The 13050-nt window shown below is 62.8% G+C and carries 13 protein-coding genes and 1 tRNA gene; 8 read left to right on the top strand and 6 right to left on the bottom strand.

Annotation, left to right across the window (positions count from 1 at the left end; all coding sequences use genetic code 11):
• Positions 1-162: 162 nt before the first annotated feature.
• The 4 genes from ABEH27_RS03035 to ABEH27_RS03020 all read left to right on the top strand — a co-directional run bounded on the left by ABEH27_RS03035 (position 163) and on the right by ABEH27_RS03020 (position 4322).
• A complete protein-coding gene (locus tag ABEH27_RS03035) occupies positions 163-342 on the top strand; it encodes a hypothetical protein (protein WP_346612150.1) in 180 nt (59 codons plus the stop codon).
• A 51-nt stretch (positions 343-393) separates the two neighbouring features.
• Positions 394-780 carry a glycine zipper domain-containing protein gene (locus ABEH27_RS03030; RefSeq protein ID WP_346612149.1) on the top strand — a complete coding sequence of 129 codons (387 nt, stop codon included), beginning with the start codon at positions 394-396 and terminating at the stop codon, positions 778-780.
• 149 nt (positions 781-929) lie between these two features.
• Positions 930-2759, top strand: coding sequence for an SLC13 family permease (locus tag ABEH27_RS03025; protein ID WP_346612148.1), 1830 nt, complete (start codon positions 930-932; stop codon positions 2757-2759).
• Between the two features lie 138 nt (positions 2760-2897).
• Positions 2898-4322 (top strand): diguanylate cyclase, encoded by a 1425-nt coding sequence (locus tag ABEH27_RS03020; RefSeq protein WP_346612147.1) that lies wholly within the window; start codon positions 2898-2900, stop codon positions 4320-4322.
• Position 4323: 1 nt separating this feature from the next.
• On the opposite strand, the gene ABEH27_RS03015 is transcribed toward ABEH27_RS03020, so the two are convergent.
• Positions 4324-5085, bottom strand: coding sequence for a TSUP family transporter (locus ABEH27_RS03015; protein ID WP_346612146.1), 762 nt, complete (start codon positions 5083-5085; stop codon positions 4324-4326).
• Positions 5086-5184: 99 nt separating this feature from the next.
• On the opposite strand from ABEH27_RS03015, the gene ABEH27_RS03010 reads away from it, so the two are divergent.
• Positions 5185-6105, top strand: coding sequence for a LysR substrate-binding domain-containing protein (locus tag ABEH27_RS03010; RefSeq protein WP_346612145.1), 921 nt, complete (start codon positions 5185-5187; stop codon positions 6103-6105).
• A gap of 116 nt (positions 6106-6221) precedes the next feature.
• Here ABEH27_RS03010 and ABEH27_RS03005 read toward each other — a convergent pair whose 3' ends face one another.
• Together ABEH27_RS03005 and ABEH27_RS03000 are read right to left on the bottom strand one after the other, a co-directional pair.
• A complete protein-coding gene (locus ABEH27_RS03005) occupies positions 6222-6416 on the bottom strand; it encodes a hypothetical protein (protein ID WP_346612144.1) in 195 nt (64 codons plus the stop codon).
• A gap of 381 nt (positions 6417-6797) precedes the next feature.
• The gene (locus ABEH27_RS03000) at positions 6798-7151 is read right to left on the bottom strand and encodes an SH3 domain-containing protein (RefSeq protein ID WP_346612143.1); all 354 of its coding nucleotides are present in this window, start codon (positions 7149-7151) and stop codon (positions 6798-6800) included.
• A gap of 462 nt (positions 7152-7613) precedes the next feature.
• Here ABEH27_RS03000 and ABEH27_RS02995 point away from each other — a divergent pair, with 462 nt between their 5' ends.
• The gene (locus ABEH27_RS02995; protein WP_346612142.1) at positions 7614-7799 is read left to right on the top strand and encodes a hypothetical protein; all 186 of its coding nucleotides are present in this window, start codon (positions 7614-7616) and stop codon (positions 7797-7799) included.
• 27 nt (positions 7800-7826) lie between these two features.
• Here ABEH27_RS02995 and ABEH27_RS02990 read toward each other — a convergent pair whose 3' ends face one another.
• Entirely contained in the window at positions 7827-8981 is a 1155-nt protein-coding gene (locus ABEH27_RS02990) for an MFS transporter (RefSeq protein WP_346612141.1), read from the bottom strand.
• Between the two features lie 265 nt (positions 8982-9246).
• On the opposite strand from ABEH27_RS02990, the gene ABEH27_RS02985 reads away from it, so the two are divergent.
• Positions 9247-10464, top strand: a complete 1218-nt coding sequence (locus tag ABEH27_RS02985; RefSeq protein WP_346612140.1) for an amidohydrolase family protein — start codon at positions 9247-9249, stop codon at positions 10462-10464.
• Positions 10465-10617: 153 nt separating this feature from the next.
• Here ABEH27_RS02985 and ABEH27_RS02980 read toward each other — a convergent pair whose 3' ends face one another.
• Complete coding sequence (locus ABEH27_RS02980; RefSeq protein ID WP_346612139.1) at positions 10618-11496, bottom strand: LysR substrate-binding domain-containing protein; 879 nt, start codon at positions 11494-11496, stop codon at positions 10618-10620.
• A 294-nt stretch (positions 11497-11790) separates the two neighbouring features.
• Positions 11791-11878, bottom strand: a tRNA-Ser gene (locus tag ABEH27_RS02975).
• 134 nt (positions 11879-12012) lie between these two features.
• Here ABEH27_RS02975 and ABEH27_RS02970 point away from each other — a divergent pair.
• Entirely contained in the window at positions 12013-12684 is a 672-nt protein-coding gene (locus tag ABEH27_RS02970; protein WP_346612138.1) for a Bax inhibitor-1/YccA family protein, read from the top strand.
• The last annotated feature ends 366 nt before the right edge of the window (positions 12685-13050 follow it).

The raw sequence follows: 13050 nt of genomic DNA, 5'->3' as shown, positions 1-13050 counted from the left end.
TGCCGCTGGCGAGCCATGACCGAGCGGGACAGAACAGCAGCCGGCAAGCACGCCACCCATCGCCGGCAGGGCAAAAAATTACCCGCTCAGGAAACCAAATGGATCGATCGCAGTCTTAGAAAGTGTCCCGTAAACCTAAGCGGATCAAGGACCTATATCGTGATGACCCGCCTTGCAAGCTTCTCGTTGATCGCCGCCTTCCTGTTGGTTGCCGGCTGCCACCACCATCATTACCGCGATGACGATGGCGGATGGCGCGATGGCGATCGCGGCCACCGCCACCACCAGCGGCATGACCGCGACGATGATGATCGTCGCTACCGTGACCGCAATTACCGTTGATACGTCTTTTCACTCCACACCTAACCTGATGATTCTTCCGAGGCTCCTATCATGCGTCTGACTTTGCCTTCCCTTGCCCTTGGCCTGCTGCTGTGCCAAGGCGCTTTCGCCGGTGACGGCACTGCCGCCATTGGCGGCGGCCTGGGCGGTGCCCTGGGTAACATTGTCGGCAAACAGATGGGCGGCAGCACCGGCGCGGCCATCGGTGCCGGCCTGGGTGGCGCAGCAGGCAGCGCCGTTGGCGCGCGCAAGGGCAACCGTACCGAAGCCGCCATCGGCGGTGGCCTGGGCTCGGCCGGCGGCTCGCTGCTGGGCGGCAAGGTGGGCGGTTCGTCCGGCTCCACCATCGGTGCCGGCCTGGGTGGCGCGGCCGGTGGCGCCATCGGCAACCACCTGGGTGACAACAACGGCAAGAAGCATCGCCGTCACCGCCACTGAGTCATGCAACACCGGGCCGCATCAGCGGCCCTTTTTTGTTTCACCACGCGCGCAAACCCTGCAACACATCAACACCGCCTTCTGCACAAGCTGCCACACTGACTGCTACTGTCTTTCGTGCCCCTTGAGTGAAGGAACACCCCCGCCCCATGAACCAGGAACTGCTCTGGGTCCTCGGCCTGCTGGCTGTCGTCGTCGTCCTCTTCGTCATCAACCGCCCGCGCATGGACGTGGTCGCCCTGATGGTGATCCTCGCCCTGCCCTTGTCGGGCATCCTCACCGTGGAGCAGGCCCTGGCCGGCTTCAGCGACCCCAACGTGGTACTGATCGCTGCCCTGTTCGTGATCGGCGAGGGGCTGGTGCGCACCGGCATTGCCTACCGCATCGGCGAATGGATGAGCGAGCGGGCCGGCAACAGCGAGGCGCGCCTGCTGGTGTTGCTGATGGTATCGGTGGCCGGGCTGGGGTCGGTGATGAGCTCCACCGGGGTGGTCGCGATCTTCATCCCGGTGGTGTTGAGTATCGCCGCACGCCTGCAGATTTCGCCCAGCCGCCTGATGATGCCGCTGAGCTTTGCGGGCCTGATCAGCGGCATGCTCAGCCTGGTCGCCACACCGCCCAACGTGGTGGTGCACAGCGAACTGGTGCGCCACGGTGAACAGGGTTTCAGCTTTTTCAGCTTTACCCCGTTCGGCCTGGTGATACTGGTACTGGGCGTCGGCTACATGCTGCTGACGCGCAACTGGCTCAATGGCGAAGTGCGCAAGGACGGCCGTGTGGAAAGCCGCCGCACCTTGCTCGACCTGGTGCTCGACTACAAACTCAACGGCCGCGAGCGACGCCTGCGCATTCGCCCGACATCCCCGTTGATCGGCCATACCCTCGGCGAGCTGGAGTTACGCACCCGGCAGGGTGCCAACGTGATCGGCATCGAGCGCCAGCACAAATTCACCACCCGCGTGATCGCCGCCGACTCCAACACCGTGCTGCACCCGGGCGATGTACTGCTGCTCGACCTGTTCGCCAACCGCGACGACCTGCGCAACCTGTGCCAGACTATGCAGCTGGAACCGCTGCACTTCAAGGCCGCTTACTTCATCGACCAGTCCCAGGAACTGGGCATGGCCGAAGTGTCGCTGCCGCCAGGCTCGCAACTGATCGGCAAAAGCATCCTGGATATGGCCTTTCGCACCCGCTATGGCCTTAACGTGGTCGGTTTGCGCCGCGAGCAGGCGGCCATCGACGAGCGCCTGGTGGAAGAACCGCTGAAACTGGGCGACACGCTGCTGGTGGTCGGCCCGTGGAAGGCGGTACGTCAGCTGCAAGGCCAACCCAAAGACTTCCTGGTGCTGAGCCTGCCCGCCGAGATCGACCAGGTGGCGCCGGCCCGCACCCGCGCACCGTATGCCGTGATCAGCCTGGCGGTGATGGTCGGGCTGATGGTCAGTGGTGCGGTGCCCAACGTGATCGCCGCGCTGATCGGCTGCCTGCTGATGGGCGCCGGGCGCTGCATCGACATGAACAGCGCGTATCGGGCAATCCACTGGCAAAGCCTGGTGTTGATCGTCGGCATGCTGCCGTTCGCCCAAGCCTTGCAGAAAACCGGCGGCATCGACCTGGCGGTCGGCGGGCTGGTCAGCCTGCTGGGTGGCGCCGGGCCCATCGCCATGCTCGCCTGCCTGTTCATGGTCACGGCGGTAATCGGCCTGTTCATCTCCAACACCGCCACCGCCGTGCTGATGGCCCCCGTGGCGATCAGCACCGCAACCCAGCTGGGCCTGTCACCCTACCCGTTCGCCATGATCGTGGCCCTAGCAGCCTCGGCGGCGTTCATGACGCCAGTGTCCTCGCCGGTGAACACCTTGGTGCTCGGCCCTGGCCAGTACCGCTTCGCCGACTTCGTCAAGGTGGGCGTACCTTTCACCGTACTGGTGATGCTGGTGGCAGTGCTCATGGTGCCCTGGTTCTACGGTTTGTGACGAGCTCGGCACACAATGGAGGCTAATCGGCATTAGCCGGTGCGATTGGGGCAGATTGACACCAACCGTTGGGTGGAAACACACTGACGCGATATTGCCCCAGGTGCCTACAGCCGTTGTCCTGGATTTCGTCTCCGCTTGTCGGTCGATTCTATGGTTTTTCCAGCCCAATCGCGCTTGATGCCCTACGTCGCTCTGTTCGGCCTGACCTTCGCCCTGACCCTGGGTGGCATCCTGGCCCGGCCAATCGAATCCCTGTCACTGTTCTGGCCCGTGAATGCGGTTCTGGCTGGCGTGTTGCTGCGTTACCCGCGCCAGGCCGGGCTGATCGGTTTTACCCTGGTCTGGCTGGCGATGGTCGCTGCCGACCTGGCCTGTGGCAGCGAGTGGGCCCCGGCCCTGTGGTTGAACCTGAGCAACCTGGGTGCGGTGGCGACGGTGTGGCTGCTGCTGTCACGCCTGCCGCGCCTGCACCGGCGCATGCGCAGCCCGCATGGCGTGCTTAGTGTATTCGGCGCCTGCGCGGCAGGTGCAGCGGTGGCCGCCAGCCTGGCCTGCGTGATGGCCGCGCCGTGGTTCGAACAATCGCTGCGCTCAACCTGGTTGGCGTGGTTCAGCGAGCAGTTCTCGACCAGCGTAATGGTCCTGCCAGTGTTGCTCACCGCGCCTTCGGCCCGGGCGCTGGTGCGCAGCGGTGCCCAGGCCATCCGCCTGGCGCCCTTGCTGATGCTGCTGGCATCGCTGGCCTTGAGCATTGCCTTTGGCGGGCCGGGTGCCATTGCCTTCCCGATCGCAGCGTTGCTGTGGTGTGCCTGGACCTACTCGCCGTTTCTGGTTTCACTGCTGACGCTCACGACGGGCAGCACGCTGATTGTCGCCGTGGCGCAAAACCTCATGCATTTCAGCGTGCCGCAGAGCGAAACCGGGGTCACCACGTTGATGTCGGCGCGTCTGGGCATTGCCATGCTGGTGCTCGGGCCGTTGGTAGTGGCCTGTGTCAGCCAGGCCAATCGCAGCCTGCTGGCGCGCCTGGCCCATCAGGCCACCATTGATCACCTCACCGGCGTGCTGACCCGCAGCGCCTTCACCCGCCGCGCCAACGCCCTGCTCGACAGCCGCCAAAAGCATGCCCAGGCCCTGCCGCTGACCTTGATGATGCTCGACATCGATCATTTCAAATCGATCAATGACCGCCACGGCCACGCCGTCGGCGACCAGGTCCTGCGTCAGTTTGCCCGCACCCTGCAGGACCAGTTACACGACGGTGAACTGCTGGCGCGCATGGGTGGCGAAGAATTCGTGGTCCTGCTTGCGGGCCTTGCGCCGGAGAGCGCCACGTTCACCGCCGAGCGCCTGCGCCGCGCGGTGCAGGACTTGCACCTTGCCCAGCGCGATGCGCGCCTGCAGATTACCGTGAGCATTGGCCTGGACGGCTGTGCCGCGGACAGTGCCGCGCCGAGCCTTGATGAATTGATGGCACGGGCTGACGAGGCGCTGTACCGCGCCAAGGCGCACGGCCGCAACCGCGTCGAACAGGCGCACGCGCGGCGCGAGGTGAGCTGACTCAACCGGCCAGCAGGTCCCAGGACAGCTTGGCGATCAGCACGCACAGCAGGATCAGGAACAGCCCGCGCACGAACCCTGCACCCTTGCGCACCGCCAGCCAGGTGCCAGTCAGCGCGCCAAGGATATTGCACACCGCCATCGGCAAGGCAATCGCGTACAGCACGTTGCCAGTGGGCACGAAGAACACCAGCGCCGCCAGGTTGGTGGCGATGTTGACTACTTTGGCCGAGGCCGAGGCATGCAGGAAATCCAAGGCGAAGAAGCGGATGAACAGGAAGATCAGGAAGCTGCCGGTGCCTGGCCCGAACAGGCCGTCGTAGAACCCGATGGCACCGCCAATCAGTACCGCCAGGCACTGCTCCTTACGGCCGATCTTCGCCGGTTTGTGCAGAGTGCCAAAATCTTTCTTGCAGAAGGTGTAGATCGCCATCAGCACGATCAGCACCAGCACCGCCGGGCGCATCACGCTGGGCGGCACCAGCGACACCGTCGCGGCGCCGGCGAATGACATGACGAATGCGCTGAGTGCCGCCGGCACGATCAGCCCCCAATCCAGGGTCACCTTGCGAATGAACGAACGTGCGGCGAAGGCCGTGCCGCACACCGACGCCAGCTTGTTGCTGCCCAGCAGTGCCGCCGGTTGCGCGGTGGGCAGCACGTTGAACAGCGCCGGGATCTGAATCAGCCCTCCGCCCCCCACGGCGGCGTCGATCAGCCCAGCGGCAAAGGCAAACAGGGAAAGTACGGCGATATCCATCATGACGCGGTTCCAGGCAGTAAATGCAGACTGCAAGGCTAATCAAAGCGGCGCGTGTGTGTTGAAATGCCATATTGCAAAAACTGCAACAAGGAGCGCTTCATGGCGTTGGACATGCTTCGCGAAATCCAGGCCTTCGTCAGCGTCGCGCACAAGCGCAGCTTCGTCGCCGCAGCCCGCGCCCTGGGGCGCTCGCCCAGCGCTGTCACCCGCGCAGTGCAGATGCTGGAAGACAATACCGGGTGCAAGCTGCTTAACCGCAACGCCAATGCAGTGACCCTCACCGACGCCGGTGAGCGCCTGCTGCCGCATGCGGAGCGCTTGCTGGATGTGCAACGGGATGCCACCGACGAGCTGGCAGCGCTCAGGGGTAGTGCGCAAGGCTGGATCCGCTTCGGGGTGCCGCAATTACTGGGCGAGCACGTGTTGCCCGAGGTACTGGCGGCGTTTTCCCAACATCACCCCCAGGTGACCCTGGATGTGCACTATGGCGATGAGGCCACCGACCCGCTGTTGAACAAGCTCGATTTCGTGGTCCGCGGTGCTTTTCCGCAGTCGAGCGAGCTGATTGGCTATCCGCTGTGGCGTTATCAACGCCATCTGTATGCCAGCCCGGATTACCTGGCCCGTCACGGCACCCCTCGGCAGCCAGAGGAGTTGGCCAACCACTCACTGATCCTGCACACCGCCCCGCGCATCCTCAAGGCATGGCACTTCTGCCGCGATGACCGCATCACCAGCCTGCGCCCCCACCCACGACTGCGCTTGAGTTCGGGCGATGCTGTGTACCACAGCACGCTGGCGGGTGCCGGTATCGCTCGCCTGGCTGACTGGGTCGGCGAAGCGCAAGTGACGGCGGGGCGGTTGGTGCGGGTATGCCCCGATTACCGGCTGACGTCGAGCACCGGCCAGGACCCACAGATGCATGCGGTCTACCCTGCTGGCGAGCTGCCGGCGCGGGTCCGTGAACTGTTGTTGGCACTACGCCAGGCGGGTGAAGCGGGCTTGCAAAGGGCCCGTTGAGGGCTGCTCAAAATCTGCTCAATTTAACAGAAGCCTTTACCGGCTTGGCTTACAGCATTTTATCCACAGACCTACCCACGATTTTTGTGGACAGATTTCCCCTTGCAAAGAAGGACTTATCGCACGCGCAGCAGCGCCACATTGGCAGCCTTGACCAGCTCGATCCATTCAACTGCGTTGATCACACCTGATTGCTCCAGTGCTTCGGCGCTGCGCAACGCCTGATCGTATTCTTCCTCGTCGAGGGTGCCTGCGGTGAGAAAACGGCTACGCCACTCCAGCACGGCTGAAGTGCCCTTCTTGCATTCCACTATGTATTGACTCCAAGGCAAAAGACCGGCCCGCACTGCGACCCATTATGACGCGAGCGGGAGAGTACACGAGCGCTTTGCACTTGAGAACGACTTGCAGCTACCGCTAGTCCAGCGGTATACCAACAACCCTGTCGAGATGGCAGGAAGCTGGCCCGTCTGGCGAATGAGACGGGCCGGAGGGTCGGCGGAATGTCAGCTTGGCGGGATAGTACCCAGCAGGCCTATCAGAATGGTCAACAGCAGAAAGCCACCCAGAAACAGCGCGAGCTTGCCCATCGGAACCTCTTCAAATGTGTGTAGGGATGAAGAGCATTATCGGTTTCTGGCTGATACGGTTACAGCTTCAGGTTGGCGTAAAAAAAGCGTATCAGATGGTTTTCAGCGCTCGAGTTTCAGCTTTTCCAGCGGCAGCCAGCCCAGTTCGCCATTGCTCAGGCGCCTGCACCACATCCAGCCGTTAAGCTGCCGCAGCCTGTATACCCGCTGACCGGGATCGGCATCGAGCTCATGCGCCGAATAGTGTTCAAGCGCCCTGCCCTGCCCCACACCGAGCCGCTCGATCACCTGCGCCGGCACCCAACCCGGCAGCTGCCCGTCACAGCGACACAGGTACCAGTCCTGCCAGCCTGGTTCCCCCTCGTAGCGCTGCCCCACCTCCAGCAACGTGCCTTTGGCGAAGCGCAAAGGCTTGGGGTATGCACTGCGATGGGGTGCGATGACAACGTATTCCACGGGCCGGTCCTTGGCTGAAAGGCGTGAATCGTAGCAGAGCTGATACGCCGGGCCGATAAAAGGAACCGGCAAGTACCAAGATCGGCCGATCAGAGGAGGTACCGGGCATAAGCTGCCGCAGGGGTTCGCCAAGGGGGCGGTGGATGCCGATCGCCTGTAAATACGAGCACGCAATTGCAACCTGAGGTTTCAGCCCGAGCACCATCGGCCTGGCAGCTGTGCGCGGTGTAACTGCACACGCTAATTGCCGACAACCCAACAAATCCGGGTGCTGCGCCCAAGACCCAGCTACACGATTAGAAACAGGTGCAGCACAGATTTGTAGGACGTTTTACCTGATGCGGTAGGCAATATCCTGACTCCGAGCATTCGCTGTATGAAACCTCAGTTTTCGCAGGATTATCGAGCTGCTACGGTCCATTTTTCCTACAACGGCACGGAGGCCCTTAGCGTGAGAAACAAATGGACCCGTTCAATAAGTCCGGCATGGCACTGCAAAAAAACCTGCTTGCATTGCGCAAGGAGCGAGACCGTCTGAAGGCCTTGGGCAAAGAAGAGGAAGCACAACGGCTTGCGCGGAAAATCGCGCGGATGGAAGCGGTAGTGGCCGGGTTGCCACAAGGGATGAAGCCGCCGACGCTGCAGTGACGGCGACGTCCCCCCGCGCGCTGTTGCTCAGCAAGCAGCCCTGTCGCGCGCACGCCTGGGCATTGCCCCAAGGCACGTCACGGCAAAGGCAAGCCCCAGCGCCCCGGTCCCCAGCAGGAAGATCAGTTGCTGGTTGGAGCCCTCCACCAACAGGGCGATCAGCGCTGGCGTCACCGCTGCGGCCCCCATCAAGGTAATGCTGACCAAGGGCGTGAGTTTACCGGTCGGGTCGTTGGTGGTAATCAGTGCCATGTAGTACGACAGTGACAGCACCCAGCCGAAGTTGAGCAACAGCAGCGCAACACACAGCTGCATCGGCGTGCGGGTATGGCCGGTGAGCATGGCAATGGAAATGAACACCGCCACCAGCCCCACGGCGATCATCAGCTGGCGGTTGACCCGGGCGCCCAGCAGGCTTGGCAGTGCAGCCCCGGGCAGCCCGCCAATGGCCGACAGGCCAAATGCCCAGCCAATATCAACGCCACCGATACCCTGGTCACGTGCCAGTTGGTCAATGAACCCCCAGACGCAGTAGATGGCGACCTGCATGAACAGCATGCCCACCAGCGCGCTGCGCCCGGTGCGCGCCGAACCACCCTGGGCCGGGGTGCCCTCGCCACTTTCAAGCGCGGCCGCCGGGCGACGCGGCAACACCAGGCTGGCGGCGCAAATCAGCAGGTACCACAGCCCGAACGAGCACAAGGCCGTCACAGCCCCGCTCTGCGCGGCAAGCAATGGCAGGGCTGCGGAAAACAACGAGTACTCCGGTGTCTGCAACAACAGCATCAAACCAAAAGAGCGGTCCTGGTCGGGCAAACGCCCCAGCGTCGTCACCGCATAGGCATAGACCAGCCCCGCGCAGGCACCGGCCGCAACCCGCACCACCAACAGCATCGTGCTGGTCGTGGTAAAGGCAGTGGCGATGCTCAGGGCCACGCACAGCATCCCGACGAACAGGCACAGGCTGCGCCCGCCGTGGCGCTTCATCAGCAGCGGGCACAGTAAGGTGCCCAGGGTCATGCCGATCATCTCGACCGACACCACCCAGCCTTGCAGGTCGAGTGGCAGGCTCAACCGCTCGGTGATCAAGCCCATGAAGATGGGTTGCACCCCGCAGACAATGAAGGAAGTACAGGCAATGAAAATGAGGGCGGCACGCAGTAGCTTGGAATCTTTGATCATGAGGACCCCGACACGGCATTTGTTTTTATTGTTGGTGATGACCCGCCCGCAAGCGCCGCAGCAAGCGGCCAGCGGGGCGCGCGCCCAATGCTGGGCCGAGTGCCCGGGCTTGGAAAGTTAATTATCGGCATCGACCCCAGTGGGCTTTTTAATGCAGGCCTGCATCCATAAATGCACTGCACTCGATCCCGATAATTAATTTGAGCCGTGCCCGCATCATCCCTACCGTATGACGTCACCCAAGCCTCGGAAAAAAGGCCCGACCATGAACGACCGTGAGTTCATCAACGCCATCGACCAGGATGGCCTGCCCCTGCACATCGCCGTCACCAACGGGCGCATCACCCACATCGGCCCGCAACGCGCCGCCGAAGCGGCCCGCGAAACCATCGACCTGGAAGGCCTGCTGGCACTGCCGGGCTTTGTCGATGGCCACATTCACCTGGACAAGAGTTTCGTTGGTGACCGCTGGCGCCCACATCAACCGGTGGCCACCTTGCGTGAGCGCCTGGCCGTGGAAAAACGCGAGCTCGCCAGCGCCCCGCCCATCGTCGAGCGCGCCGACGCGCTGATCCGCCAGGCCGCCTCCTTCGGCACAATCGCCATGCGCTGCCACGTGGACGTGGACGCCACAACCGGTCTCACCCACCTGCACGCCATCCTCGAAGCCCGCGAAAAGTGGAAAGGCCTGGTCGACATCGAGCTGGTGGCCTTCCCCCAGGCCGGCGTAGTCACTTGCCCCGGTACCGCCGACGTGATGGACGCGGCCGTGCGCGAAGGCGTCCAGGTGGTGGGCGGTATCGACCCGACCACCTTGGACGGCGACGCCGACGCCCAGCTGGATATCGTCTTCGGCATCGCCGACAGGCATGGCGTCAAGGCCGATATTCACCTGCACGAGCCAGGCGACATCTGCATCGCGCAGCTCGAACGCATCGCGGCCCGCACCCAGGCACTGGGCATGCAAGGCCTGGTGGCGGTCAGCCATGCCTATGGCCTGGGCGATGTGTCCGACAGTGTGGTCGACCGCACCGCCGAGGTGCTGGCCCGGGCCGGCATTTCGATCATGACCAACGCCCCCGGCGAGCACGCCTTCCCACCGGTGCTGCGCCTGCGTGCCGGCGGCGTGCGGGTGTTTACTGGCAACGACAACATCCAGGACGCCTGGTGGCCCTACGGCAATGGCGACATGCTGCAACGGGCCATGCTGGTCAGCTACCGCTCGGGGTTCAACACCGACGAGGAATTGCGCGTAGCGCTGGAGATGGCGACCGTCGCCAGTGCCGGGGTGATGGGTAAGCAGGACTATGGGCTGAAGGTCGGCAATGAAGCGAGCTTTGTGCTGTTCAAAGCGCCAAATGCAGCCGCCGCCGTGGCTGCCGCCATCCACGAGCGGGTGATCGTGCGCCACGGCGCGTTCTGGGGCGGGCCTGCGCAGTTGCAGCTGAAGGCGGCGCAGTTTGCTGCAGAAATTCGTCGATAATGCGTGAATGGGGCCGCCTTGCGGCCCATCGCCGGCAAGCCAGCTCCTACAGGCACTGCGCAAGTATTCAGATTTGCGCTGTACCTGTAGGAGCTGGCTTGCCGGCGATGGGCTGCAAAGCAGCCCCAACTGACGTTTAACAGCCTTAACCCCTTACTCAGCCTCCACCCGCAGAATTCCCTCAAGTATCTCAGCCAACGCCCTGACCATCGGATCCGCCGTGGGCCGATGAAATATCGCCGCCTCGAACACCCTGATCGGCTTGAACCCCTCTTGCGCCCCCAGTATCCGATGCGCTGGCGTCACCACCCGGTGCGGCAGCAGGCTGACGCCCAACCCCTGGGCCACCGCTTCCTGAATGCCGGCCAGGCTCGAACTGGTAAAGCCGATACGCCAATTGCGGCCCATGGCCTCGATCGCGCTGATCATGTCGTCACGGTAAAGCCCACGCGGCGGGAAGGCCACCAGCGGGATCGGGTCCAGGGCGAAACACGGATACTGCGCACTGTCGAACCAGTCGATACGCTCCGGCTGACAGGCAACCGCTTCGCGGCTGTTACGGCGCTGCTTGACCAGCACCAGGTCCAGCTCGCCACGGTCGTAGGTGCTCATCAGATCGCGGCTCAAGCCGCCAGTGATCTCCAGCTTGACCTTGGGGTGCTTGCGGTTGAAGGCCGCCAGCGCCTGCATGGTCTTGCCGGCGACGAAGTCATCCGGCAGGCCGATGCGCACGGTGACTGTGACACCGCCAGCCATTGCTTCGGTCAGCTGGTGGCTGACTGCGAGCAAATGACGTGCGTAGCCCAGCAGGGTCTCACCCGCGTCGGTCGGGTGAACCTCGCGGTTGCTGCGGTCGAGCAACTGCTGGCCGACCATTTCCTCAAGGCGGCGAACCTTCTGGCTGACGGTCGACTGGGTGGAATGCAGACGCGCGGCGGCGGTGGTGAAGCTGCCGCAATCGGCGACCATGACCAGGGTGCGGAGCATGTCCAGGTCGTAGATGGCACGGTTGGGTTTGGCGGAGTCTGGCATTTGGCGGGTTCAGCTTTGGGAGGGGTGCTTGGAGCATGATGCATGAAGCGAGGGTGCAAAGGACTGTGCCTGAGTGCGAGAGCTCTTTGTACGCGTGCATTCTCTGCTTGCCTCAATGTGCCGCTGTGGCGCGGACGCTGCATTGAGACTGGAAATGATTGGTTGGCTGATCTGGCCTGATCGCGGGCAAGCCCGCTCCTACAGGTACAACGCACGCTTGTGGCCGGTGGGGACCTTGTGCCAAACCTCAGAAACACAAAAGCCCCGAATAGTCGGGGCTTTTGTTGAAAATAGTGGCGGAAGCGTAGAGATTCGAACTCTAGGATAGTTGCCCATCGACGGTTTTCAAGACCGTTGCCTTAAACCACTCGGCCACGCTTCCAGCTCGTTTTGCGGCCGCCATAATACCGTAATGAAACACGCTGTCAAACTCTCTATGTCGCCGGTTGCAGGAGCTCTGATAGACTCCTAGCATCTGAACGTTCCAAAACCACAGGTTTACCAAGGAGTGTCGCCATGCGCGAACAGGATTATGCCGTACACAGCGGCCAACAGGTCGAGCAGCGCGAGGTCAGCAAGGTCCTGCGCAACACCTACAGCCTGCTGGCACTCACCCTCGCCTTCAGTGGTGTCATGGCTTTCGTTGCCCAGCAGATGCGTGTCGGCTACCCGAACGTATTCGTCGTGCTGATCGGCTTCTACGGCCTGTTCTTCCTCACCAACAAACTGCGTGATTCGGCCTGGGGCCTGGTGTCCACCTTCGCCCTCACCGGCTTCATGGGCTTCATCCTCGGCCCGATCCTGAACCGTTACCTGGGCATGGCCGGTGGCGCTGAAGTGGTCAGCTCGGCGTTTGCCATGACTGCGCTGGTGTTCGGCGGCCTGTCGGCCTACGTGCTGATCACCCGCAAGGACATGAGCTTCCTCAGTGGCTTCATCACTGCCGGCTTCTTTGTCCTGCTGGGCGCCGTGGTTGCCAGCTTCTTCTTCCAGATCAGCGGCCTGCAACTGGCGATCAGCGCTGGCTTCGTGCTGTTCTCGTCGGTCTGCATCCTGTTCCAGACCAGCGCGATCATCCACGGTGGCGAGCGTAACTACATCATGGCGACCATCAGCCTGTATGTATCGATCTACAACCTGTTCGTCAGCCTGCTGCAGCTGTTTGGCATCATGGGCCGTGATGACTGATTGATTGCTGTGTGAGAAAGCCCGCTTCGGCGGGCTTTTTTGTGGGCCGGAGACTGCCAGCCCTTGGGGCTGCGCGGTCACGCAGATAACAGTGGTCATTGTGGGAGCGGGCTTGCCCCGCGAAGGGGCCGTGCGGTGCATGGCACCGGCTTTGCCGGTGTTCGCGGGGCAAGCCCGCTCCTACAGAGTCCCCGGCTACATTGACGAGTCAAGTTTTGTTCTCTGAAAGCAACCTTGTGCTGATCCTACAGGGAACGTGGCGCACGCCAATAATTGACTAAAAAGTCAGATAATCAGGCAAATGCTCGCCGATCATGCCGCCATCGTGCTTTTCTCTACCGCAATCCTTCATCACCCCGTAGAATG

It is taken from the genome of Pseudomonas sp. P39-UII1 (assembly GCF_039672635.1).
GTDB lineage: Bacteria > Pseudomonadota > Gammaproteobacteria > Pseudomonadales > Pseudomonadaceae > Aquipseudomonas.
The sequence above is the reverse complement of the archived record's forward strand: the minus strand, read 5'-3'. Positions and strand labels throughout refer to the sequence as shown.

Bases quoted from the DNA above. Each gene is read 5' to 3' on its own strand.
- ABEH27_RS03035 (WP_346612150.1), top strand. From the start codon at position 163: ATGACCCGCCTTGCAAGCTTCTCGTTGATCGCCGCCTTCCTGTTGGTT.
- ABEH27_RS03030 (WP_346612149.1), top strand. From the start codon at position 394: ATGCGTCTGACTTTGCCTTCCCTTGCCCTTGGCCTGCTGCTGTGCCAA.
- ABEH27_RS03025 (WP_346612148.1), top strand. From the start codon at position 930: ATGAACCAGGAACTGCTCTGGGTCCTCGGCCTGCTGGCTGTCGTCGTC.
- ABEH27_RS03015 (WP_346612146.1), bottom strand. From the start codon at position 5,085: ATGATGGATATCGCCGTACTTTCCCTGTTTGCCTTTGCCGCTGGGCTG.
- ABEH27_RS03010 (WP_346612145.1), top strand. From the start codon at position 5,185: ATGGCGTTGGACATGCTTCGCGAAATCCAGGCCTTCGTCAGCGTCGCG.
- ABEH27_RS02995 (WP_346612142.1), top strand. From the start codon at position 7,614: ATGGACCCGTTCAATAAGTCCGGCATGGCACTGCAAAAAAACCTGCTT.
- ABEH27_RS02990 (WP_346612141.1), bottom strand. From the start codon at position 8,981: ATGATCAAAGATTCCAAGCTACTGCGTGCCGCCCTCATTTTCATTGCC.
- ABEH27_RS02985 (WP_346612140.1), top strand. From the start codon at position 9,247: ATGAACGACCGTGAGTTCATCAACGCCATCGACCAGGATGGCCTGCCC.
- ABEH27_RS02980 (WP_346612139.1), bottom strand. From the start codon at position 11,496: ATGCCAGACTCCGCCAAACCCAACCGTGCCATCTACGACCTGGACATG.
- ABEH27_RS02970 (WP_346612138.1), top strand. From the start codon at position 12,013: ATGCGCGAACAGGATTATGCCGTACACAGCGGCCAACAGGTCGAGCAG.